Consider the following 19,872-nt stretch of genomic DNA (forward strand, 5'->3'; position numbering starts at 1 on the left):
CCGCCCAGCCGGTGACCCCGCGCCGCGTGCTGGTGGTCGACGACGTCGCGGTGAACCGCCTGGTCGCCCAGGCCCTGCTGGAGGCCGACGGCCACACCGTGCTGCTGGCCGACAGCGGCGAGGCGGCGCTGGCCCTGCTGGAGGCCGGCGCCCAGGTCGAGGTGGTGCTGCTCGACCTGCAGATGCCCGGCCTCGACGGCCCCCAGACCGCCCGCCGCCTGCGCGCCCTGCCACGCGACGGCGCGGCGCTGTCGATCATCGCCGTCAGCGCCGCCGGTACGGCAGAACGCGCCGCCTCCCTGGCGGCGGGAGTCGACGCCCACCTGCCGAAGCCGATCGATCGCATGGCGCTGGCGGCGGCGCTGCAGGCGCTGCCGGAGGTGGTGAAGGCGACGGAGTGAGGTTGGGGCGGTCTCGTCAGATCCCCTGCCCGCCCGACACCTCGATCCGCTGCGCGTTCACCCAGCGATTCTCCTCGCCCAGCAGCCCCGCGATCATCGGCCCGATATCGTCCGGCACGCCGGCGCGGCCGAGCGCGGTCATCCCGGCGAAGACCTTGTTGATCTCCGGGTTGTCGCGCACCGCGCCGCCGCCGAAATCGGTCTCGATCGCGCCGGGGGCGACGGTGTTCACCGCGATGCCGCGGGCGCCGAGCTCCTTCGCCATGCAGAGCGTCAGCACCTCCACCGCGCCCTTCACCGCGGCATAGGCGGCGTAGCCCGGGAAGGGCCGGCGCGTCAGGCCGGAGGACAGGTTCACGATCCGCCCGCCCGCCGCGATCCGCGGCAGCAGCGCCTGGGTCAGGAAGAACACCCCCTTGAAATGGACATCGACCAGGCGGTCGAACTGCGCCTCGGTGGTCTCGCTGATCATCGCCTGGTCGCCATGGCCGGCATTGTTCACCAGGTGATCGAAATCCTCGCGTCCCCAGTGGTCGCCCAGGGCCTGGCCCAGGCGCTCGGCGAAGGAGGCGAAGCCCGCAACAGCACCGGTGTCGAGCGGCAGGGCCACGGCGTGGCGGCCGAGGCCGGCGATCTCGGCGACCACGGCCGCCGCCTCGGCGGCGCCGCTGCGATAGGTCAGGACGACGTCGCCGCCGCGCCGCGCGACGGCCAGCGCCGTGTTGCGGCCCAGGCCGCGGCTGCCGCCGGTGATCAGGGTGATCTTGCTCATGGCTCCGTGCTCCTTGCCGGGTGTGCCGCCGGTATCGGCCGGATCGCCCCTGGCGTGTTGCCGGATGCTCCGGCGGTCTTGCCTGATCCTCCAGATCGGATGCGGCAGCCCCGCGGCCGGGCTAGGCTGTGCCGCATGACCCCGCTGCTGGATGCCGTCCGCCGCCATGCCGATGCCTGCGCCGACCGGCATGGCCTGGCCTCGACCCCGATCCCCGGCCTGACCACGGTCCGCGCCGCGGCGCCGAGCGGCCTGGTCCATGCCATCGCCCGCCCCCTGGTCTGCCTGGTGCTGCAGGGATCGAAGGCGGTCAGCATGGGGCCGGCGCGTTTCTCCTTCAGCGCCGGGGATTTGCTGCTCATCAGTGCTGACGTGCCGACGGTCAGCCAGATCACCGCCGCCAGCCGAGTCGCGCCCTATTATTCCCTGGTGCTGGAGCTCGACCCGGCGGTGATCGCCGGGCTCGCCGTCCGGATGGGTCCGCCGGTGCCGGAGCCCGCCGGCTCCGCCGTCCGCCTCGACCCCACCGCGGCGGAGGTCGCCGATGCGGCGCTGCGGCTGATGCGCCTGCTCGACCGCCCGGAGGCCGCGCCGCTGCTGCAGAAGCCCTTGCTGACCGAGATCCATTACTGGCTGCTCGCGGGGCGCCACGGTGCCGCGATCCGCCGGCTGGGCTGGCCCGATGGCCCGGCGCAGCGCATCGCCCGCGCCGTCGCCCTGCTGCGCTCGGATTACGCGCAGCCGCTGCCGACCGCGCGCTTGGCCGCGGCGGCGGGGATGAGCCTGTCGGCCTTCCACGCGCATTTCCGGGCCGTGACCTCGCTGACGCCGCTGCAGTTCCAGAAGCAGCTGCGGCTGATCGAGGCGCGGCGGCTGATGCAGGCGGAGGGTGCCGGCGCCAGCCAGGCCGCCTTCGCCGTCGGCTATGAGAGCGTCCCGCAATTCACCCGCGAATACGGCCGCCTCTTCGGCCAGCCGCCAGTCCGGGACGCGCGGCAGGCACGGGAGGCGGCGCGCCGAGAGCCGACTGGCTGCGGAGAGACGAAGCCAATCGGCTCCAGGACGTTGGCCTGACCGCGTGTATCAGGCTTGTCGCTGATCCCACCCCGCGCCGTCACGCTCTAGGGCGCGATCCCGGTCTCCCGCGCCGAGGGCACCACCGTCGCCGGATTGCCGTCCAGGGCGGCCACCAGCTCAGGCTCCAGCGCCTCCAGCGCGAAGGGCAGCGACAGGATGCTGCCGAAGGACAGCGCTGCCGAGACCAGCGCGGTGGTCACCACCTCCCGCCCCTCGCGATGCGCCCGCAGCAGACGGCGCAGCGGCAGGGCCGCGACCTCGGGCACCTGCTCGGTGGCGATCACCCAGAGCAGCAGATCGGCGTCCAGCGGCGACAGGTCCTCGGGCGAGAGGCGGGCGTAGAAGCCGTAGCTGACCGGCCGCCGCGCCACCGCCTCGGGCTCGACGAAGCCGAGCTCGGCCAGGAAGCGGCCGCGGGTGTCGCTGCGGATGAAGGCGCCGGTCTCGCCGCCGAAGGCATAGGCGGCGACGGCGCGCCGCCCGGCCCAGCCGGGATGCCGCGCCTGGGCCTCGGCGAAGTTTTTCCGGGTGGCGGCGATGGCGGCCTCGGCCTCGGCGCTGCGGCCAAGGGCGAGGCCGATGCGGCGGGCGACGGAATCCCAGGGCGTGCCGAAGCTGGTCTGGCCGCGCGCCTCCATCAGCACGGGGGCAAACTTGGACAGCGTCGCATGGATCTCGGGCGGGATGCCGGAGGCGATGCCGATGATCAGGTCGGGCTGCAGCGCGGCCACCCGCTCGACCGAGACATCGCCGGTCAGCACCACGGGCGCCGGCCCCTGGGCCGCGACCGCCTGCAGCGCCGGCTGCGCCCAGGGCCAGATGGCGCCCGGCGCGTCGCCGAACCATTGCCGCACCGCGACCGGCAGCACGCCCAGCGCCAGCAGCGTGTCGTGGGTGGTGTAGCCGAGCGATACCACCCGCCGCGGGACGTCCTTCAGCACGATGCCGCCGAAGGCGTCGTCGATGCGGGTCCCGGCGGCCCGGGCTGGGGACGTGGCGGCCGCGGCCAGCCCGCCCAACAGGGCGCGGCGGCCGAAACGGGAAGAAAAGGTGGTCATCATCGCCTCGCTGCAGCCGGCCGCGCCCCCTAGCAGATCGGCGGGCATCGCGCGCGCTTCAACCCTCGGCCATCCGCGCTCCGTCCCGCCCGGCCAGGGCGCAGCGCCGGGACAGCGGCCAACGCCGATCGCGCCGATAGACGGGAACGATCGCGCTTTCGCGAGGATGCCCTGGCCAAGCGGCGCCGCCACCGATTAAGTTCCGCAACGAACCGCCTCCTGGAACCCAGACATGTCCGCCAAGCCCCTTCCCCTCGACCAGCTGAACAAGGTGACCGGGGGTGCCTTCACCCAGACCGGCGCCGGCCACGACACCGTCACCGGCACCGGTCAGGATGACGTCATCTTCACCGGCGCCGGCAACGACACCGCCGCCGGCGGCGCCGGCCAGGACCAGATGTACGGCGAGGCCGGCGACGACCGGCTCGCCGGCGGCGCGGGCGACGACCTGCTCTTCGGCGGCGAGGGCAAGGACGTCCTCAACGGCGGCATGGGCCGGGACCAGCTGCAGGGCGGCGCAGGCGACGACACGCTCGATGGCGGTGTCGGCGACGGGGCGGCCGACCTGGCCTTCGGCGGCGACGGCAACGACAGCTTCGTCTGGGCGCCGGGCGACGGCAACGACACCTTCTTCGGCGGCCCGGGCAACGACACGCTGCAGCTGGACAATGTGAGCCTGGGGCAGCTGCAATCCGCGCTGTCCCTGGACGGCAACGCCAACCTGCAGATGCATGTCGGCAGCAACAGTCAGGGGCAGCAGCAGGTGACCTTCACCGACGCTCAGGGCAATCCGGCCAGCTTCAGCGGCACGGTCAGCATCGGCGGCGAGACCCTGCGCTTCGCGGATATCGAGAAGATCGCGCTGGTCTAGCCGTCCCACCGCGGTCCGCGGCGGCGGGAGGCCTCAGCCCTCCCGCCCCTCGCTGACCCGGGCCTTCGTCGCCAGCACGTCGGCGCGCTCGTTCATCGGGTCGCCGGCATGGCCGCGCACCCAGCGCCAGTCGACCTTGTGCGGCCTGGCGGCGGCCAGCAGGCGCTGCCACAGTTCCATGTTCTTCACCGGATCCTTGGCCGCGTTGCGCCAGTTGTTGCGCACCCAGCCGTTGACCCAGCGGCTGATGCCGTTGCGGACATATTCGCTGTCGGTGTGCAGCACCACGGCGCAGGGCCGCTTCAGGCTTTCCAGCGCCGAGATCGCCGCCGTCAGCTCCATGCGGTTGTTGGTGGTCGCCGCGTCGTAGCCGGACAGCTCCTTCTCGACGCTGCCGTAGCGCAGGATGGCCGCCCAGCCGCCGGGGCCGGGATTCGGCTTGCAGCCGCCATCGGTCCAGATCTCGACCACCCGCGCCTCGGCCTCCGGGGCGGGTTCCAGGGCGTCAGAGGCCATAGGCGCTGGCGTCCTTCGCGCCGGCGTGGAAGCGCAGCCGCTTCAGATATTCCAGCGGGTCCTTGCGGGTGACCATGGCGCCGGGGGGCGTGTTGGTCCAGTCGAACAGCCGGGTCAGCAGGAAGCGGAGGGCGGCGCCCCGGCAGAGCACCGGCAGCGCCTCGATCTCGGCCTCCGATAGCGGGCGCAGCGCCTGGTAGGCGCCGATCATCGCGCGGGCCTTGGTCACATTGAAAGAAAAGTCCTGCTCGAAGCACCAGGCGTTCAGGCAGATCGCCAGGTCATAGGCGAGCGTGTCGGTGCAGGCGAAGTAGAAGTCGATCAGTCCGGAGACCCGCGGCGACCCCCGCGCATCCTCCAGGAAGAAGACGTTGTCCGGGAACAGGTCGGCATGGATATGGCCGCGCGGCAGGCCGACCGGCCAGTCGGCCAGGATGCCGGAAAGATGCCCGTCCAGCTCGGCGATCAGCCCGGGCTGCACCGCATCGCCGCCGTCGCGGCAGCGCTCCAGCAGCGGCGTCCAGGACCGCGGGCCCAGCCCGTTCGGGCGCTCGGCCCGGAAACCCTCGCCGGCGGAATGCAGCGTCGCCAGCGCGGCGCCGAGCGGCGCGCAATGCTCCGGCCGCACCCGCCGCGGCCAGTTGCCCGGCAGGAAGGTGCAGATCGCCGCCGGCCGCCCGGCCAGCTGGCGCAGCGCGACGCCGTCGCGCCCCGCCACCGGCAGCGGGCAGGACAGGCCCTGCGCCGCCAGGTGCCGCATCAGGCCCAGGAACCAGGGCAGCTCCGCCGGGTCCACCCGCTTCTCGTAGAGCGTCAGGATATAGCTGCCGCCGGTGGTCTGCAGCGCGAAGTTGCTGTTCTCCACCCCCTCGGCGATGCCGCGGAGGGCGACCAGCTCGCCCAGCTCGTAATCGGCCAGGAAGCCGCGCAGGGCGGCCTCCGTGACCTCGGTATAGACCGCCATTGGCGCTCCAGAAGTAAGACGTTAACGCGCCAGCGCCGCCGGCAGCTTGAAGGTGACGTTTTCCTCCGCCACCACGACTTCCTCAAGGGTCAGATCGTAGACTTCGCGCAGCCGGTCGATCACCTCGTCCACCAGCACCTCCGGCGCGCTGGCCCCGGCGGTGATGCCCAGCACCCCGACGCCCTCGACCAGGGCGAGGTCGAGCTCCCGCCCGCGCTGCACCATGACCGCGCGCGCGCAGCCGGCGCGCTCGGCCACTTCCCGCAGCCGCACCGAGTTGGAGGAGTTCGGCGCGCCGACCACCACCACCATCTGGGCCCGCGCCGCGATCGCCTTGACCGCGCCCTGCCGGTTGGTGGTGGCGTAGCAGATGCTCTCCTTGGCCGGGCCGACCAGATGCGGGAAGCGCCGGGTCAGCGTCGCCACGATCTCGGCGGTGTCGTCCAGCGACAGGGTGGTCTGGGTGGTATAGGCCAGCGGGCCCTCGGGCGGGACCACGGCCTCGGCCTCGGCCAGGTTGTCGACCAGGGTGACGCTGCCGGGCGGCAGCTGGCCCATGGTGCCGATCACCTCCGGATGCCCCTTGTGGCCGATCAGCAGGATGTGGCGGCCGGCCGCCGAATGCCGCTCGGCCTCGCGATGCACCTTGCTGACCAGCGGGCAGGTGGCGTCCAGATAGACCATGTTGCGCCGCTGCGCCTCGGCCGGGACCGATTTCGGCACGCCATGGGCGGAAAACACCACCGGCGCGTCCTGCGGGACCTCGTCCAGCTCCTCGACGAAGATGGCACCCTGGGCTTCCAGGCTCTGCACGACGAACTTGTTGTGCACGATCTCGTGGCGGACATAGACCGGCGGGCCGAAGCGCTTCAGCGATTCCTCGACGATCTTGATCGCCCGGTCCACCCCGGCGCAAAAGCCGCGCGGACCGGCGAGCAGGACATGCAGGGCGGGCTTGACGGTCATGGCAGCCTGTTCGATGGGGGCGTGGTGATTCATGGGCTCCGCCCGGCCTGTCCGGGGGTGGGGCTGCGACGGGGGGTGATGGACGGCCGTCCGGCCGTGCTATCGAGACCCGGCACTAAGAGGAAGAGTGGCAGCATGGTCAAGGCGCGGAACCTCCGGCTCGGCATGATGGCGGCGATGGGCGGGCTGGCGCTGCTCGCCGGCTGCGGCAGCAGCGACCGGGGCAATGCCCTGCTCGACGCCAAGGCCCCCTGCCCCAGGATCTCGATCATCGCCGACGCCGCCGACCTGACGCGCTTCCGCCCCGGCGGCGGTCGCGACCTGACGGCCATGGAACTCAATGCCTCGGTCTCCGGCTTCCAGGCGAAATGCGACTACGGCCGCAACGGCGGCCTGGACGTGACCATCACGCCCAGCTTCCTGGTCGAGCGCGGCCCCGCCTTCCGCGGCAACGCCGCCCAGATCACCTACATGGTGGCGATCATGCAGGACGACCAGCCGGTGGCGCCGCCCACCACCTATGGACTGCAGGTGGAATTCGCCCCCAACGTGTCCCGCGCCCAGGGCTCGGACGAGATCAACATCCGCCTGCCAGGCAACGCCCAGGCGGCAGCCCGCCGCCAGGTGTGGCTGGGCTTCGTCCTGTCGCAGGACGAGCTGGCTTTGAACCGGGCGCGCGGGCCTCGGTAAAGCGAAGAGACCGGGCAGGTCGGGGGAATGAATTCCCCCGAACCCCCTTCTTTTTTCTGATCGCTGGCCGTCTGCCGACCTGCGCCATGACACAGGCGACATCAGGGCAGGACGGCGGGACGCATTTTCATAAATTGGCACAGCCAGCGAAGTCGGGCGGCAGCTAAGTACTGCGTCCCGCCTGGTCGGGTGGCAGCGGCAGCCAGGCAGAAAAAAGATGGGGTCCAGGGGAATTCATTCCCCTGGCCTACCCTTCACTTGCTTTGCCCCTTCCCCTGGGGCAAGGAAGACGCCACCCGCAGATCCCACGCGGGAGAGCACAGCGCCCGGGTTTCCCTGGGTTTGGCTGTCGCCGAAGGCGCAACCGGCCCCCGGAAACGCTCAGGCAGAAGGGCCGCGTGGGTAGGGGCCTCTGGAAAGCCCGGCGACCGTCACCGACGGAAGCTGGCACCGACGGAGTAAGGCGCGAAACGCCCGCGCTGAATCTCTCAGGTCATCGGACAGAGGGGGGCCACGAACCCTGACCCGCTGCGCTCCGGCGCGGCGTTGGAGGCTGCGTGGCCGATTCCGCTGAGACCCTTGTCGAAACGCCGCTGGCGTCCCTGCATCGCGAGCTGGGAGGGCGCATGGTGCCCTTCGCCGGCTATTCCATGCCGGTGCAGTACCCCGCCGGCATCATGGCCGAGCACCTGGCGACCCGTGCCGGCGCCGCGCTGTTCGACGTCTCCCACATGGGCCAGGCCGAGCTGGTCGGCGACGGCGCCGCCGCGGCGCTGGAGCAGCTGACCCCGGCGGATGTGCAGATCCTCAAGCCGAACCGGCAGAAATACGGCCTGCTGATGACCGCCGAGGGCGGCATCCTGGACGACTTCATGGTCGCCAACCTGGGCGACCGGCTGTTCCTGGTGGTCAATGCCAGCCGCAAGCACCTGGACCTGCCGGCGATCGAGGCGGTGCTGCCCGCCGGCGTGAAGCTGAACCGGCTGGAGGACCGCGCGCTGCTGGCCTTCCAGGGGCCGCAGGCGCTCGCCCTGCTGGCGCCGCTGGCCCCGGCGCTCGCCGCCCTGCCCTTCATGGGCGTGGCGTCGACCACCATCCAGGGCATCCCGGTGCTGGCCAGCCGCAGCGGCTATACCGGCGAGGACGGCGTGGAGATCAGCGTCGCCGCCGAGCAGGCCGAGGCGCTGGCGCGCATCCTGCTGGCGCTGCCGGGCGTGGTGCCGGCGGGTCTCGGCGCGCGGGATTCGCTGCGGCTCGAGGCCGGGCTCTGCCTCTACGGCAACGACATCGACGAGACGACCAGCCCGGTCGAGGCCGCGCTGACCTGGACCATCGGCAAGCGCCGCCGCACCGAGTGGAATTTTCGGGGCGCCGAGCGCGTTCGGGAAGAACTCGATAGCGGGGCGAAGCGCCTGCGCGTCGGCATCCTGCCGGAGGGCCGCCAGCCGGCCCGCGGCCATACCGAGATTGCCGTCGGCGGCGCCACGGTGGGCGAGGTCACCAGCGGCGGCTTCGGCCCCAGCCTGAACGGCCCCTGCGCCATGGGCTACGTGGCGCGCGAGCATGCGGCCGACGGCACGAAGCTTGATCTGATGGTGCGCGGCAAGGCGGTGCCCGCCCGCGTCGCCGCCACCCCCTTCATTCCTCACCGCTACGCCCGATAAGGACCTGCCCCATGGCCGAGCTGAAATACACCAAGGATCACGAGTGGGTGCGGCTGGAGGGTGGCGTGGCCACCATCGGCATCACCGACCATGCGCAGACCGCGCTGGGCGACGTCGTCTTCGTCGACCTGCCCGAGGCCGGCCGTGAGGTCGCCGCCGGCGAGGCCTGCGCCGTGGTCGAGAGCGTCAAGGCGGCTTCCGACGTCTATGCGCCGATCGCGGGTTCCATCGTCGAGTCCAACTCGGCCCTGTCCGACGACCCGTCGCTGGTGAACAGCGCGCCGACCGCCGGGGGCTGGTTCTTCAGGATCAAGCCGGCCGACGAGGCCGAGATCGCCGCGCTGATGGACGAGGCCGAGTACCAGGCCTTCGTGGACAGCCAGGCATGAGCAGCGCGCTGGAGCAACTGGCGGCGCTCGAGGACCACGGCGCCTTCGCGTCCCGCCATATCGGCCCGGGCGAGGCCGAGATCGCCGCCATGCTGAAGGTCGTCGGCGCCTCCAGCCTGGAGGACATGGCCGAGAAGACCGTCCCCGCCGCCATCCGTGGCCAGGATTTTTCCACCTTGCCCGCCCCGGTGAACGAGGCCGAGGCCATCGCCGAGCTGCGCGGCCTGGCCGAGCTGAACACCCGCCGGCGCTCGCTGATCGGCCTCGGCTACCACGGCACCCAGGTGCCGCCGGTGATCCTGCGCAACGTGCTGGAGAATCCGGGCTGGTACACGGCCTACACGCCCTACCAGGCCGAGATCGCCCAGGGCCGCCTGGAGGCCCTGGTCAACTTCCAGACCATGGTCACCGACCTGACCGGCCTGCCGATGGCCAATGCCAGCCTGCTGGACGAGGCCACCGCCGCGGCCGAGGCCATGGCCCTGGCGCTCGCCGCCAGCAAGTCCAAGTCGCAGACCCTGCTGGTCGCGGCCGACGTGCATCCGCAGACGCTGGCCGTCATCCAGACCCGCGCCGAGCCGCTGAATCTTTCTGTTGTTGTCGTGCCGGTCGCGGAGATCGCGACCGCCTGCGCCGCCCAGAAACCTTTCGCGCTGGTCCTTCAGTATCCCGGCAGCACCGGCCAGGTCCGCGACCTGACCGCCGAGACCGCGGCGATCCAGGCCGTCAGCGGCCTGGCCATCGTCTGCGCCGACCCGCTGTCGCTGGTGCTGCTGACGCCGCCCGGCGAGATGGGCGCCGATGTCGTCATCGGCTCCTCGCAGCGCTTCGGCGTGCCGATGGGCTATGGCGGCCCGCATGCCGCCTTCATGGCGGTCAAGGACGCCTATAAGCGGCTGATGCCGGGCCGCCTGGTCGGCGTCTCGGTCGATGCCGCCGGCCGCCCGGCCATGCGCCTCGCCCTGCAGACCCGCGAGCAGCATATCCGCCGCGAGAAGGCCACCTCGAACATCTGCACCGCGCAGGTGCTGCTGGCCGTCATGGCCGGCATGTATGCCGTCTGGCACGGCCCCGAGGGCCTGACCCGCATCGCCCGCCGCGTCGCCCTGCAGGCGCAGCTGCTGGCCGATGCCGCGGCGAAGTCCGGCTTCACGCTGCGCCACGAGGCCTTCTTCGACACCCTGGCCATCGAGGCCGGCGCGAAGGCCGACGCCCTGATGGCGGAAGCGCTGTCGAGCGGCTTCAACCTGCGCCGGATCGATGCCACCGGCGTCGGCATCGCCCTCGACGAGACCGTCTCCCGCACCGAGCTGGAGACGCTGGTCGCGATCCTGGCCAAGGTCGGCGCCAAGCCGGTGGCGCTGGGCGAGCTGGCGCCCGCCGGCGGCATCCCGGCGGCACAGGCGCGGAGCTCGGCCTTCCTGACGGCGGCGGTGTTCAACACCCACCACGCCGAGCACGCCATGCTCCGCTACCTGAAGTCGCTGGAGGACAAGGACGTCGCGCTGAACCGCAGCATGATCCCGCTCGGTTCCTGCACGATGAAGCTGAACGCGACGGCGGAGATGATCCCCGTCACCTTCCCCGGCTTCTCCGAGATCCATCCCTTCGCCCCCGTCGACCAGGCCGCCGGCTACATCGCCCTGGTCCGCCGGCTGGAGGGGTGGCTGGCCACCATCACCGGCTTCGCCGCCGTCTCGCTGCAGCCGAATGCCGGCAGCCAGGGCGAATATGCCGGGCTGCTGGCGATCCGCGCCTTCCACCATGCCCGCGGCCAGGCGCAGCGCGATGTCTGCCTGATCCCGTCCTCGGCGCATGGCACCAATCCGGCCTCGGCCGTGATGGCCGGCATGCGCGTGGTCGTGGTCGGCTGCGACCGCGACGGCAACGTGGATCTTGCGGATCTCGAGGCGAAGATCGCGCAGCATGCCGAGAAGCTCTCGGCGCTGATGATCACCTACCCGTCCACGCATGGCGTGTTCGAGGAGGAGATCATCCGCATCTGCGACGCCGTGCACACGGCCGGCGGCCAGGTCTACATGGACGGCGCCAACATGAACGCGCAGGTGGGCCTGACCGCCCCCGGCCGGATCGGCGCCGATGTCTGCCACCTGAACCTGCACAAGACCTTCTGCATCCCGCATGGCGGCGGCGGCCCGGGCGTCGGCCCGATCGGCGTCGCGGCCCACCTGGCGCCGCACCTGCCGAACCACCCGCTGCTGGCCGAGGCGGGCCCCGCGACGGGCTATGGCCCGGTCTCGGCGGCGCCTTTCGGCAGCGCCTCGATCCTGCCGATCTCCTACGCCTATATCCGGATGATGGGCGGCGCCGCCCTGACGCGGGCCACCCAGGTCGCCATCCTCAACGCCAACTACATCGCCAAGCGGCTCGATGGGCACTTCCCCGTGCTCTACAAGGGCAAGCGCGGCATGGTGGCGCATGAGTGCATCCTGGACTGCCGCGGCTTCCAGCAGGGCGGCGGCGTCCTGGTCGAGGACATCGCCAAGCGCCTGCAGGATTACGGCTTCCATGCGCCGACCATGTCCTGGCCGGTGACCGGCACGCTGATGGTGGAGCCCACCGAAAGCGAGACCAAGGCCGAGTTGGACCGCTTCTGCGACGCCATGATCGCCATTCGCGCCGAGATCCGCGCGGTGGAGCAGGGCCGCAGCGACCGCGCTGACAACCCGCTGAAGAACGCGCCCCACACGGCGTCGGAAATCGCGGCGGCCGAGTGGACGCACCCCTACACCCGCGAAGAGGCCGCCTTCCCGCTGCCCTTCGTCGCGGCCCACAAGTACTGGCCGCCGGTGAAGCGCGTCGACAACGTCTACGGCGATCGGAACCTGATCTGCACCTGCGCGCCCTTGGAAGAGTACGCGCAGGCGGCGGAGTAAGGCTTCAGAGAAGGCTGGGGGAATGAATTCCCCCAGACCCCCTTCTTCTTTCTGGGGCGACTGCCGTGTCCAAGTGGGGACGGTACGCGCCACGGCCCAGCAGCAGCGCGACCTTCAAGGTCGCGCTGTTTTTGTATGATGGCGTCCCGCCGTGATGCCTTGGTGTCGGTTTCGTTGAAGCACTGGTCAGCAAACGGCCGGTGATCAGAAAAAAGATGGGGTCCAGGGGAATTCATTCCCCTGGCCTTCATGCTGCCTTCTCTTCCCTCAACCTCTTCCTGAGAAAAGCGAGGACCGCCGCTTCCTCCGGCTTCAGCTTCGGCAGGTCGTCGCGCAGCACGGCGTCGACCTGCTGCTTCACCTGCACCAGCAGGCTGCCTTGCAGGTAGCTGTCGAGCACTTCCGGGTGGACATAGCATTTGCGGCAGATGGCGGGCGTGTTGCCCAGCCGGGTCGCCGCGTGCTCGATGGCCGCCTTGACATTGCGCTTGGCGGCGGCGTCGCTGTCGAAGCGCTCGAACTCGCTCAGCGCCATGGCGGCCAGCACGGTACCGGCCCAGGTGCGGAAGTCCTTGGCGGTGATGTCGCGGCCGGTGATCTCGCGCAGGTAGTCGTTGACGTCGGCGGAATCGATGCTCTGCCGCTCGCCATCCTCGTCCAGGTACTGGAACAGCGACTGGCCGGGCAGGTCCTGGCAGGCGCGCACCACCTTGGCCACGCGGCGGTCGCGCAGCGACAGCTTCCAGTCCTTGCCGCTCTTGGCGCGGAAGGCGAAGCGCAGCTCGGCGCCCTTGATGGCGACGTGGCGGTTGCGCAGTGTCGTCAGGCCGTAGCTGCCATTGGCCTGCGCGTAATCCTCGTTGCCGACGCGGATCAGCGTGCTGTCCAGAAGATGGGCGACGGTCGCCAGCACCTTCTGGCGGCCGAGGCCGGGCTGCTCCATGTCCTCGGCGATGCGGGCGCGCAGCTGCGGCAGGCAGCGGGCGAATTCCATGACGTGCTGGTATTTCGTGGTGTCGCGGGCGCTGCGCCAGTCGGCGTGGTAGCGGTACTGCTTGCGCCCCTTCACGTCGCGGCCGGTGGCCTGGATATGGCCGTCGGCGCGCGGGCACAGCCAGACCTCGGTCCAGGCCGGCGGCACCGCCAGCTTCTTCAGCCGCTCGATCGTCGCCTTGTCGCGGATCAGCTTGCCGTCCGGGCCGCGGAAGCTCCAGTCGTCGCCCTTGCGATGGCGGGTGATGCCCGGACCGGTGTCGGAGACGTAGCGCAGCCCGGCGGCGCGCGCCTCGCTTTCCGGGGTCGGCGGTGGCGGCGGGGCCTTGCGACGCGGCCGAGGCGTCTCGACCGTGGCGCTGCTCTGGTTCAGCATGGCAGCGGCATATCCTTGCCTTTTCCTTTGCCCTGAAACGCGCGGCAGCCTTCCCGGTTCCGCACGCCCTGTCCTGGAGCCACCGATGCCTGACCCCGGCCTGAAGATCCTGCCGCTGGAAGACAGCCACCGCCCGGACTGGGAGCGGCTGTACCAGGGCTATGCCGGATTCTACCGCGTCGAGCAGACGCCGGAGATGCGCGCGCGCGTCTGGGGCTGGATCCATGATCCGGCGCATGAGGTGAAGGGCTTCATCGCCATCGACGGGTCGGGCCGCGCCGTCGGCATCACCCATTTCCGTCCCTTCGCCCGCCCGCTCTCGGCCAGCGTCGGCGGCTTCCTGGACGATCTCTTCGTCGACCCGGTTGCGCGCGGCCAGCGGGTGGCGGATGCGCTGATCGGCGCCGTCGCCGATGTCGGCCGGCAGAAGGGCTGGAGCGTGATCCGCTGGATCACCGCCGAGAACAACTATCGCGGCCGCGGCGTCTATGACCGGGTGGCGACGCTGACGCCCTGGAAGACCTACGACATCAAGCTCTGAGCCAGGCCGGCGGGGCGGCCGTCAGGCGACGGTGGAGCAATGCGCCGCCACCACCTGCCAGACGCCCTCGCCGGTTTTCTGGTCAATCATCTGCTGCCAGACGCGGGTGTAGGCGAAATGCCCGGCGACATGGGCGCCGCGGAAGCGGCCCTCCAGCCTGACGCGCAGCGTCACGACGGCCGCATCCGCCCCCAGAGCGCGCAGCTGGCGGTCGGCGATCTCCAGCCGGTCCAGCCGCAGCAGGCCGGAGCGATGGATCGCCAGATCCTCGGTCTTGCCCTGGCTGCGGCCGTTCTGGTCGATGAAGACCAGGCCCTCGGCCAGCAGCCCGTCCAGGGTCGCGGCGTCGCTGGCCTTCATCGCCGCGGCCAGGCGGTCTTCCAGGGCCAGCACCGGGTGGTCGGTGGTCATCGCGGTGTCCTCGCCGGTCGCAGCCAATGAAAAGGGCGGCATAACTGGTGCAGAAGCGGCCCGGCCGCAATGTCTGCTCTCGGCAGGAGGGCGGTCCGCGCCCATCTGAAGCGCCATGCTGACCCGTCGCGCCACGCTGGTGGCTCCCCTGGCCCTGCCCTTCCTCGCCCTTCCCGCCGCCGCGGCGCCGCCCCGCATCCTGCGCGAGGAATGGCGCGATGCCGCCCGCGACCGCCGCCTGCCGGTGCTGCTGCGGCTGCCCGACACCCCCGGCCCGGCGCCGCTGATGATCGTCTCGCATGGGCTGGGCGGCTCGCGCGAGGGGCTGGCCTATCTGGGCCAGGCCTTGGCCGAGGCCGGGATTCTAACTGTCCACCTCCAGCATCCGGGCACGGATGACAGCCTGTGGCGCGGGGTTCCCGACCGCCGGGCCAATCTGCTGGCGGCGGCCAGCGACGCCAACCGGGCGCTGGACCGGCTGCTGGATGTGCGCTTCGCCCTCGACAGCCTGGCCGCGGCGCCGTCCCTGAAGGGCCGGGTGGACACCGGAAGGATCGGCATCGGCGGGCATTCCTACGGCGCCTGGCTGGTGCAGCACATGCTGGGCCAGCGGCTGCCGGGCGGCGACCGCGGCCTGGCCCTGCCGGATCCGCGGCTCTCGGCCGGCATCGCCCTGTCGCCGATGCCGCCCGAGGGGCTGCCGCCGCGCCTGGCCTTCGCCCGGGTCACCGCGCCGCTGCTGCATGTCACCGGCAGCCAGGACCACAGCTGGCTGGGCGGCACCTCGGCCGAGGCCCGGCGCATCCCCTATGACGCCACCTCCGGTCCCGCGGCGCTGGCCGTGCTGCAGGGCGCGACCCATGCCGCCTTCGCCGGCGAAACCGGCGTCGGCGGCAGCTGGGAGGACGCCACCTACCATCCGCGCAGCGCGGGGCTTGCGGTGGCCTTCCTGCGCAGCCTATGGCTCGGCGATGCCGCGTCCGGCGCCTTCCTGCGCGCCGGCGCCCCCGGCCTGCTCGCCGCGGGGGACCGGCTGGAGACCAGGGGCCTGGGGTGAATGCCGGATTATGCGTTGGAGCTGGCGGCCGGCGGCCGCGTGGCCGGGGTGGACGAGGCCGGGCGCGGCCCGCTGGCCGGCCCGGTCATGGCCGCCGCGGTGATCTTCCACGGCCCGCCGCCGGAGACGCTGGCGATCCTGCTCGATGACAGCAAGAAGCTGTCGGCGGAGCGGCGGGAGGCCGCCTTCGGCGTGCTGCGCGCCGCCGCGCGCGCCGGAGTGCTGGATTTCGCCGTGGCCGCCGCGAGTGCGGCCGAGATCGGCCGGCTGAACATCCTGCGCGCCACCCACCTGGCCATGTTCCGCGCGGTGGCCCGGCTGCGCACCGCCCCCGACATCGCGCTGGTCGACGGCAATGCGCCGCCGCTGCTGGCCTGCCCGGTGCGCTGCGTGGTGAAGGGGGATTCGCTCAGCCTGTCGATCGCCGCCGCCTCGATCCTGGCCAAGGTGACGCGCGACCGTGCCATGACGCGGCTGGACGGGCGCTGGCCGGGCTATGGTTTTGCCCGCCATGCCGGCTACCCCACCGCGCTGCACCGCGCCGCGCTGGAGCGACTCGGCCCCTGCCCGCACCATCGCCGCGGCTTCGCCCCCGTCGACCAGCTTTGCCTGCTGTGAGCAGGCGGTTTGCGGAAGGCAAGAGTCTGCTTGACTCGTACGCCCGGTGAAAATGCGGGGGTAGGCTGTTGAAAACGGCGACTCGGCTTCCTTGACGGCGCGACTCCACCCCGCGCATTGTCCGCCTTCGAGTCGCCGGGGGATTTTGCGCGCGTGGGGAAGGGGCTGGATCTGCCGTTGGACTGCATCCTCGAGGGGGACTGCATCGAGATGCTGCGCGCGCTGCCGCCGGCCTCGGTGCATGCCATCTTTGCGGACCCGCCCTACAACCTGCAGCTCAAGGGCGAGCTGCGGCGCCCGGACGAGAGCGTGGTGGACGGCGTCGACGATGCCTGGGACCGCTTCTCCGACCTCGCCGCCTATGACGCCTTCACCCGCGCCTGGCTGACCGAGGCGCGCCGCGTGCTGCGCAAGGACGGCACCATCTGGGTGATCGGCAGCTACCACAATGTCTTCCGGCTCGGCGTCGCGCTGCAGGATCTGGACTTCTGGATCCTGAACGACGTGATCTGGCGCAAGGCCAATCCGATGCCGAATTTCCGCGGCCGCCGCTTCACCAACGCGCATGAGACGATGATCTGGGCCTCGCGCGGGCAGGACAGCCGCTACCGCTTCAACTACACCGCCATGAAGTCGCTGAACGACGACGTGCAGATGCGCAGCGACTGGTTCATCCCGCTCTGCACCGGCAACGAGCGGCTGCGCGACGCCGATGGCAAGAAGGTGCACCCGACCCAGAAGCCGGAAGCCCTGCTACACCGGGTGATCCTGGCCTGCACCGCGCCGGGCGACGTGGTGCTCGACCCGTTCCTCGGCTCCGGCACCACGGCCGCCGTGGCGCGCCGCCTGGGCCGCCGCTGGATCGGCATCGAGCGCGACCCGACCTACGCCACCGCCGCCCGCGCCCGCATCGCCGCCGTCGAGCCGCTGTCGGAAAGCGCCGCCCTGGTGATGCCGACCAAGCGCGAGCAGCCGCGCATCCCCTTCGGCACGCTGGTCGAGCGCGGGCTGGTGCCGCCGGGCGCGCGGCTGGTCGACCGCCACCGCCGCTTCACCGCCGAGGTCAGCGCCGACGGCTCGCTCCGCTGCGGCAAGGCGCAGGGCTCCATCCACCAGGTGGGCGCCGCCGTGCAGGAGGCGCCCTCCTGCAACGGCTGGCTGTTCTGGCACCTGGAGCGGCGCGACGGCACGCTGCGGCTGCTCGACGAGCTCCGCGCCGAGATCGCCGCCTCGATGGGCGGCTGATCCCGCCTCCGCTCAGTGATCCCGGCCGCGGCCGGTCTTCTCCTGCAGCGCGTCGATCCGCTGCGAGGCCTCGGCCTTGGTCAGGCCGGGATCGAATTCTTCGCCGGCCTCCTCGCAGAGGGTCTGCAGGTAGCTGGCCTGGGCACCGGTCATGGTCTCGTCGCCGGTGGTCCAGTTCTCCACCGGCTTGACGGTGTTGGACGGCGTCTCGTCGCTCATGGCAATGGCCTCCGTTCTTGTCCTGTTCCGTGACAAGAACCCCGCCGGAGGTCTGCGGTTGCGCCGGGCGCCCGCAGGCGCCCGGCAGTCCGGTCAGCGCGCGGCGGCGCGCAGCGTGGCCAGGGCCAGCGCGGTCTTCACCAGCGTGCCCGGGATGAACAGCACGAAGCCGACCATCATCGCCTTCTCGAAGCCGACGAACTGCGCCAGCCAGGCGACGCCGGGGATGAAGAGCAGCAGATGGGCGGCCAGCAGCACGCCACCCTGGCGCAGCAGCCCGCCACGGGCGAAGCCGGCCAGCCAGGCGGCGGGCAGGAAGCCGAGCAGGAAGCCGGCGGTCGGGCCCATCAGCGCGGCCGGACCGGCGGCGCCGCCGGCGAAGACCGGCAGGCCCATGGCGCCCTCGGCCAGATAGAGCGCGACGGCGGCGAGGCCCAGGCGGGACCCGCCGAGGGCGCCGAGCAGCAGCACCACCAGGGTCTGCATGGTCGCCGGCACCGGCCACATCGGCAGGGTGATCTGCGCCGAGGCCGCCAGCGCGGCCGAGCCCAGCAGGGCGAAGCCGGCAAAGGCCAGGCGGCTGCGGGCGGCGAGAATGGGAAGCTGCATCATGGGCGAGGCGTCCGATTGTTCTATTCGGCGTCGCCCAAAAGGGGCGCGCGCCGGCGCCGGCTTGCCACGGGGGCGGGGCGCTCGGCAAGTCCTTGGGAAAGCACCGGTTCCGCCAGCACCATCAGCCGCTGCATGGCGCCCGGCAGGGCCAGCGCCGCGGCCTCGGCGGTCAGCCATTCGCCCTCGGCGTTCAGGCCGGGGGGTGCTGCCGCCGCCAGCAGCGTCATGCGCAGCTCGAAATGGGTGAAGCCGTGCCGCGCCTCGCCGGGCAGCGCCTGCCAGGGCAGCAGGGCCGGCGCATGCTCCAGCGCCTCGGGGATCGACCAGGCTGCCTCCCGCCACGGCGTGCCGGGCAGGCCGAGCATCCCCCCCAGCAGGCCAGAGGGCGGGCGCCGGCGCAGCAGGATCCGGTTCTGCGCGTCGACCAGCAGGAAATGGATGCCGGCCTTCACCGGGCGGGCGCGCTTGGCCACCTTGCGCGGCAGGCTCTCGGCGATGCCGGCGCGCTGCCCGGCGCAGCCGCCCTGCCAGGGGCAGATGCCGCAGGCCGGCTTGCGCGGGGTGCAGATGGTGGCGCCCAGGTCGAACAGCGCCTGGACGAAGTCGGCCGGCCGCGCCACCGCCGCCGCCTGGGCCATCCAGCCCTGGGCCAGCGCCGCCAGCCGGGGGCGCGCGCCGGGCAGCGGCTCCTGCACCGCCTCGACCCGGCTGGTCACCCGCTCGACATTGCCGTCCAGCGGCACCACCGGCCGGTCGAAGGCGATGGCGCCGACCGCGGCGGCCGTGTAGGCGCCGATGCCCGGCAGGGCGCGCAGCCCCTCCACCGTGTCCGGGAAGCCGCCGCGGGCGGCGACCGCCTGGGCGCAGGCATGCAGGTTGCGGGCGCGGGCATAATAGCCCAGCCCCGCCCATTCCTCGGCGACCTCCGGCCAGGGGGCGGCGGCCAGGGCCTGGACGGTCGGGAAGCGCTCCAGGAAGCGGCGCCAGCGCGGCGTGACGGCGGCGACCGTCGTCTGCTGCAGCATGACTTCGGAGAGCCAGATGCGGTAGGGATCGCGCAGCGCCTCGCGCCATGGCAGGGCGCGGCGGTGACGGTCATACCATTCGAGCAGGGCAGAGGCAGGGGGCAGCACGCATGCAGGAAGAGGACGAAGCGGGCGACCGCGCAAGCCCCCCCGCGCAAAATCCTGCCACCCCGCCGGTCTGGCGCGCCGATCTGGGCCCGCGCCCGATCGCGGCGCTGATGCCGCGCGTCACCCGCCCGGCCTTCAAGAAGCGCAGTCCGGCCGGCGCCAACCTGATGTCAGACTGGCCACAGATCGTGGGGCCGGTGCTCGCCGCGCAGACGATCCCGCAGAAATTGTCCGCCGGCACCCTGACGCTGGGCTGCGCCGGGCCGGTGGCGATGGAGCTGCAGTACCTGGCGCCGCAGCTGATCGCCAAGGTGAACGGCGCGCTGGGCCAGGCGCTGGTGCAGCGGCTGCGCATCGTCCAGGCCAAGATGCCGCCCCCCATCCGCCGCGCGCCGTTCACCA

Annotated in this window: 22 protein-coding genes and 2 riboswitches; of the genes, 12 read left to right on the forward strand and 10 right to left on the reverse strand. The window is 71.8% G+C overall.

What is annotated here, in order from left to right; translation table 11 throughout:
* Window positions 1–401 (forward strand): response regulator (locus BKE38_RS06260; protein ID WP_131829499.1); only part of this gene is annotated, 401 nt, incomplete at its 5' end.
* A gap of 16 nt (window positions 402–417) precedes the next feature.
* Here the strand turns inward: BKE38_RS06260 and BKE38_RS06265 are convergent.
* The gene (locus BKE38_RS06265; RefSeq protein ID WP_076956505.1) at window positions 418–1,173 is read right to left on the reverse strand and encodes an SDR family NAD(P)-dependent oxidoreductase; all 756 of its coding nucleotides are present in this window, start codon (window positions 1,171–1,173) and stop codon (window positions 418–420) included.
* A gap of 135 nt (window positions 1,174–1,308) precedes the next feature.
* Here BKE38_RS06265 and BKE38_RS06270 point away from each other — a divergent pair, with 135 nt between their 5' ends.
* Window positions 1,309–2,247 (forward strand): AraC family transcriptional regulator, encoded by a 939-nt coding sequence (locus BKE38_RS06270; RefSeq protein WP_076956506.1) that lies wholly within the window; start codon window positions 1,309–1,311, stop codon window positions 2,245–2,247.
* Between the two features lie 47 nt (window positions 2,248–2,294).
* Here the strand turns inward: BKE38_RS06270 and BKE38_RS06275 are convergent, their stop codons facing one another.
* A complete protein-coding gene (locus BKE38_RS06275; RefSeq protein WP_242662236.1) occupies window positions 2,295–3,356 on the reverse strand; it encodes an ABC transporter substrate-binding protein in 1,062 nt (353 codons plus the stop codon).
* Between the two features lie 184 nt (window positions 3,357–3,540).
* Here BKE38_RS06275 and BKE38_RS06280 point away from each other — a divergent pair, with 184 nt between their 5' ends.
* The gene (locus BKE38_RS06280) at window positions 3,541–4,179 is read left to right on the forward strand and encodes a calcium-binding protein (protein WP_076956507.1); all 639 of its coding nucleotides are present in this window, start codon (window positions 3,541–3,543) and stop codon (window positions 4,177–4,179) included.
* 33 nt (window positions 4,180–4,212) lie between these two features.
* Here BKE38_RS06280 and rnhA read toward each other — a convergent pair whose 3' ends face one another.
* From rnhA to ispH, 3 genes are read right to left on the reverse strand one after another with little or no spacing between them, the layout of a single operon-like run.
* Window positions 4,213–4,695, reverse strand: a complete 483-nt coding sequence (gene rnhA / locus BKE38_RS06285; RefSeq protein ID WP_076956508.1) for a ribonuclease HI — start codon at window positions 4,693–4,695, stop codon at window positions 4,213–4,215.
* The gene (locus tag BKE38_RS06290) at window positions 4,685–5,659 is read right to left on the reverse strand and encodes a homoserine kinase (RefSeq protein WP_076956509.1); all 975 of its coding nucleotides are present in this window, start codon (window positions 5,657–5,659) and stop codon (window positions 4,685–4,687) included. Before BKE38_RS06290 ends, rnhA begins: the two co-directional genes overlap by 11 nt.
* Before the next feature lie 21 nt (window positions 5,660–5,680).
* Window positions 5,681–6,625, reverse strand: a complete 945-nt coding sequence (ispH, locus tag BKE38_RS06295; protein WP_242662237.1) for a 4-hydroxy-3-methylbut-2-enyl diphosphate reductase — start codon at window positions 6,623–6,625, stop codon at window positions 5,681–5,683.
* 135 nt (window positions 6,626–6,760) lie between these two features.
* Here ispH and BKE38_RS06300 point away from each other — a divergent pair, with 135 nt between their 5' ends.
* From BKE38_RS06300 to gcvP, 4 genes are all read left to right on the forward strand, one after another.
* Window positions 6,761–7,315, forward strand: a complete 555-nt coding sequence (locus tag BKE38_RS06300; protein ID WP_076956511.1) for a hypothetical protein — start codon at window positions 6,761–6,763, stop codon at window positions 7,313–7,315.
* Window positions 7,316–7,615: 300 nt separating this feature from the next.
* A riboswitch (glycine riboswitch) is annotated at window positions 7,616–7,722 on the forward strand.
* Window positions 7,723–7,724: 2 nt separating this feature from the next.
* A riboswitch (glycine riboswitch) is annotated at window positions 7,725–7,822 on the forward strand.
* Between the two features lie 50 nt (window positions 7,823–7,872).
* The gene (gene gcvT, locus BKE38_RS06305; protein ID WP_076956512.1) at window positions 7,873–8,979 is read left to right on the forward strand and encodes a glycine cleavage system aminomethyltransferase GcvT; all 1,107 of its coding nucleotides are present in this window, start codon (window positions 7,873–7,875) and stop codon (window positions 8,977–8,979) included.
* A gap of 11 nt (window positions 8,980–8,990) precedes the next feature.
* On the forward strand, window positions 8,991–9,368 hold the full coding sequence (gene gcvH, locus BKE38_RS06310) for a glycine cleavage system protein GcvH (protein WP_076956513.1): 378 nt from the start codon (window positions 8,991–8,993) through the stop codon (window positions 9,366–9,368).
* Window positions 9,365–12,265 carry an aminomethyl-transferring glycine dehydrogenase gene (gene gcvP / locus BKE38_RS06315; protein WP_076956514.1) on the forward strand — a complete coding sequence of 967 codons (2,901 nt, stop codon included), beginning with the start codon at window positions 9,365–9,367 and terminating at the stop codon, window positions 12,263–12,265. The genes gcvH and gcvP overlap by 4 nt, the downstream gene beginning before the upstream one ends.
* 247 nt (window positions 12,266–12,512) lie before the next feature.
* Here the strand turns inward: gcvP and BKE38_RS06320 are convergent, their stop codons facing one another.
* The gene (locus BKE38_RS06320; protein ID WP_083747333.1) at window positions 12,513–13,634 is read right to left on the reverse strand and encodes a DNA topoisomerase IB; all 1,122 of its coding nucleotides are present in this window, start codon (window positions 13,632–13,634) and stop codon (window positions 12,513–12,515) included.
* An 85-nt stretch (window positions 13,635–13,719) separates the two neighbouring features.
* On the opposite strand from BKE38_RS06320, the gene BKE38_RS06325 reads away from it, so the two are divergent.
* Window positions 13,720–14,175, forward strand: coding sequence for a GNAT family N-acetyltransferase (locus BKE38_RS06325; protein ID WP_076956515.1), 456 nt, complete (start codon window positions 13,720–13,722; stop codon window positions 14,173–14,175).
* A gap of 21 nt (window positions 14,176–14,196) precedes the next feature.
* Here the strand turns inward: BKE38_RS06325 and BKE38_RS06330 are convergent, their stop codons facing one another.
* Window positions 14,197–14,586 (reverse strand): nuclear transport factor 2 family protein, encoded by a 390-nt coding sequence (locus BKE38_RS06330; protein WP_076956516.1) that lies wholly within the window; start codon window positions 14,584–14,586, stop codon window positions 14,197–14,199.
* 115 nt (window positions 14,587–14,701) lie between these two features.
* Between BKE38_RS06330 and BKE38_RS06335 the strand changes: the two genes are divergently transcribed.
* The 3 genes from BKE38_RS06335 to BKE38_RS06345 all read left to right on the forward strand — a co-directional run bounded on the left by BKE38_RS06335 (window position 14,702) and on the right by BKE38_RS06345 (window position 17,506).
* On the forward strand, window positions 14,702–15,643 hold the full coding sequence (locus BKE38_RS06335) for an alpha/beta hydrolase family protein (protein WP_076956517.1): 942 nt from the start codon (window positions 14,702–14,704) through the stop codon (window positions 15,641–15,643).
* On the forward strand, window positions 15,644–16,261 hold the full coding sequence (locus BKE38_RS06340; protein WP_076956518.1) for a ribonuclease HII: 618 nt from the start codon (window positions 15,644–15,646) through the stop codon (window positions 16,259–16,261). It begins immediately after the preceding gene.
* 210 nt (window positions 16,262–16,471) lie between these two features.
* Entirely contained in the window at window positions 16,472–17,506 is a 1,035-nt protein-coding gene (locus BKE38_RS06345; protein WP_207553506.1) for a site-specific DNA-methyltransferase, read from the forward strand.
* 12 nt (window positions 17,507–17,518) lie between these two features.
* On the opposite strand, the gene BKE38_RS06350 is transcribed toward BKE38_RS06345, so the two are convergent.
* The 3 genes from BKE38_RS06350 to BKE38_RS06360 form a co-directional block, all read right to left on the reverse strand.
* Window positions 17,519–17,725 (reverse strand): DUF3072 domain-containing protein, encoded by a 207-nt coding sequence (locus BKE38_RS06350; RefSeq protein ID WP_076956520.1) that lies wholly within the window; start codon window positions 17,723–17,725, stop codon window positions 17,519–17,521.
* Window positions 17,726–17,818: 93 nt separating this feature from the next.
* Window positions 17,819–18,337, reverse strand: a complete 519-nt coding sequence (locus BKE38_RS06355; protein WP_242662238.1) for a biotin transporter BioY — start codon at window positions 18,335–18,337, stop codon at window positions 17,819–17,821.
* Window positions 18,338–18,357: 20 nt separating this feature from the next.
* Window positions 18,358–19,470: an A/G-specific adenine glycosylase gene (locus BKE38_RS06360; RefSeq protein ID WP_165694124.1), complete on the reverse strand. Its 1,113-nt coding sequence runs from the start codon at window positions 19,468–19,470 to the stop codon at window positions 18,358–18,360.
* Between the two features lie 2 nt (window positions 19,471–19,472).
* On the opposite strand from BKE38_RS06360, the gene BKE38_RS06365 reads away from it, so the two are divergent.
* On the forward strand, window positions 19,473–19,872 hold a 400-nt coding region (locus BKE38_RS06365; RefSeq protein WP_076956521.1), incomplete at its 3' end, for a DciA family protein.

The organism is Teichococcus deserti (assembly GCF_001982615.1).
In the GTDB taxonomy this organism is placed as follows: Bacteria; Pseudomonadota; Alphaproteobacteria; order Acetobacterales; family Acetobacteraceae; genus Pseudoroseomonas; species Pseudoroseomonas deserti.

Bases quoted from the DNA above. Each gene is read 5' to 3' on its own strand.
- BKE38_RS06270 (WP_076956506.1), top strand. From the start codon at position 1,309: ATGACCCCGCTGCTGGATGCCGTCCGCCGCCATGCCGATGCCTGCGCC.
- BKE38_RS06330 (WP_076956516.1), bottom strand. From the start codon at position 14,586: ATGACCACCGACCACCCGGTGCTGGCCCTGGAAGACCGCCTGGCCGCG.
- BKE38_RS06280 (WP_076956507.1), top strand. From the start codon at position 3,541: ATGTCCGCCAAGCCCCTTCCCCTCGACCAGCTGAACAAGGTGACCGGG.
- BKE38_RS06355 (WP_242662238.1), bottom strand. From the start codon at position 18,337: ATGATGCAGCTTCCCATTCTCGCCGCCCGCAGCCGCCTGGCCTTTGCC.
- BKE38_RS06345 (WP_207553506.1), top strand. From the start codon at position 16,472: ATGCTGCGCGCGCTGCCGCCGGCCTCGGTGCATGCCATCTTTGCGGAC.
- gcvP (WP_076956514.1), top strand. From the start codon at position 9,365: ATGAGCAGCGCGCTGGAGCAACTGGCGGCGCTCGAGGACCACGGCGCC.
- gcvH (WP_076956513.1), top strand. From the start codon at position 8,991: ATGGCCGAGCTGAAATACACCAAGGATCACGAGTGGGTGCGGCTGGAG.
- BKE38_RS06320 (WP_083747333.1), bottom strand. From the start codon at position 13,634: ATGCTGAACCAGAGCAGCGCCACGGTCGAGACGCCTCGGCCGCGTCGC.
- BKE38_RS06290 (WP_076956509.1), bottom strand. From the start codon at position 5,659: ATGGCGGTCTATACCGAGGTCACGGAGGCCGCCCTGCGCGGCTTCCTG.
- BKE38_RS06350 (WP_076956520.1), bottom strand. From the start codon at position 17,725: ATGAGCGACGAGACGCCGTCCAACACCGTCAAGCCGGTGGAGAACTGG.
- BKE38_RS06335 (WP_076956517.1), top strand. From the start codon at position 14,702: ATGCTGACCCGTCGCGCCACGCTGGTGGCTCCCCTGGCCCTGCCCTTC.
- BKE38_RS06265 (WP_076956505.1), bottom strand. From the start codon at position 1,173: ATGAGCAAGATCACCCTGATCACCGGCGGCAGCCGCGGCCTGGGCCGC.
- BKE38_RS06340 (WP_076956518.1), top strand. From the start codon at position 15,644: ATGCCGGATTATGCGTTGGAGCTGGCGGCCGGCGGCCGCGTGGCCGGG.
- BKE38_RS06275 (WP_242662236.1), bottom strand. From the start codon at position 3,356: ATGCCCGCCGATCTGCTAGGGGGCGCGGCCGGCTGCAGCGAGGCGATG.
- BKE38_RS06300 (WP_076956511.1), top strand. From the start codon at position 6,761: ATGGTCAAGGCGCGGAACCTCCGGCTCGGCATGATGGCGGCGATGGGC.
- ispH (WP_242662237.1), bottom strand. From the start codon at position 6,625: ATGACCGTCAAGCCCGCCCTGCATGTCCTGCTCGCCGGTCCGCGCGGC.
- rnhA (WP_076956508.1), bottom strand. From the start codon at position 4,695: ATGGCCTCTGACGCCCTGGAACCCGCCCCGGAGGCCGAGGCGCGGGTG.
- BKE38_RS06325 (WP_076956515.1), top strand. From the start codon at position 13,720: ATGCCTGACCCCGGCCTGAAGATCCTGCCGCTGGAAGACAGCCACCGC.